This window comes from Streptomyces sp. NPDC088812 (assembly GCF_044750285.1).
In the GTDB taxonomy this organism is placed as follows: Bacteria; Actinomycetota; Actinomycetes; order Streptomycetales; family Streptomycetaceae; genus Streptomyces.
Genome location: NZ_JBIVJP010000098.1, coordinates 1 through 1058 on the forward strand (window position 1 = coordinate 1; position 1058 = coordinate 1058).

The following is a 1058-nucleotide window of genomic DNA, read 5'->3' on the forward strand; positions in this document are numbered from 1 at the left end:
GGAGAACTCCGCGAACGGGATCGGCAGGCCGGGAGCGGTGAACGCATCCATCACCAGGCCGATGGCCAGCACGGCCTCGAACAGCCGCGGTGAGGCCGGCGTGACCAAGGGGTTCCACGGAGAGCGGGTCCACGCGGCCTGACCGTCCGGGACGAGGCCGAGTGAGGCGTGACGCCTGGCAGGCCGGGCCTCGGGTGGCACCACGGCCCTCACAGCGCGGGCAGCCGTCCGGTCACGGGGCGTGCTCGAGCGCATGGTGCGGAACCTTTCATGGACGCCGGGCGATACTCGGCTCAGCGTAGCGCGGTGGCGTGCCTCGTCCTCGGGCCCGGCAGACCGCACGAGGGGTCTTGGTACCGTGGACCGCGCGTGCCTCGCCCACGACGGCCCGCGCATTCCCGTCCATGACCCCCGAGGTGCTCCGTGACGATCGTCGACTTCTTCCGCCTGCTGCGCGCCAACCTCCTGCTGCTCCTGGCAGCAGCCCTCGTGGGGGGTCTGCTGGGCTGGGGCTACTCCGCGCTGCAGCCCCGGATCTACGCATCCGAATCTCAGGGGTTCCTCGCCGCCCGGGCTGCAGATCAGAGCCTCATCACCAGCAACCTGCCCGCCGAGAGCCGGGCTCAGGCCTACGTCGCCCTGATCAACAGCGAGGCCGTGCGTGAACGCGTGGCCCAGGACACGGGGCAGGACGGCGACGGTTCGCTCTCCGCGGTGCTCGTCCCCGAGTCCAGCATGATCAAGGTGACCGCCACCTCGACGGATCCCGAGACCGCCGCGCAGCTCGCGAACAGTGCTCTGCAGGCGACGGCGGACGTGGCGGCGGACGTGGACAAGAACAGCCCGTTGGAGGTCGTGCCGCTGTCCGACGCCCGCGTGCCCTCTGCCCCCGTGAGCCCTGACACCCGGCGCAACGTCCTCTTGGGCGTCGTGGCCGGACTGAGTGCGGGACTCGCCATCGCCGTGCTCCGTCGTCTCCTGGACGTGAAGGTGCGCAGCCGCGCCGACGTGAAGGAGATCACCGGCGCCGGTGTGATCGGCGCCGTCCCGGAGAATGC

The 1058-nt window shown here is 71.1% G+C and carries 1 protein-coding gene; it reads left to right on the forward strand.

From position 1 onward, the window contains the following. Window positions 1-423: 423 nt before the first annotated feature. On the forward strand, window positions 424-1058 hold a 635-nt coding region (locus ACIP67_RS43455), incomplete at its 3' end, for a YveK family protein (RefSeq protein WP_401700286.1).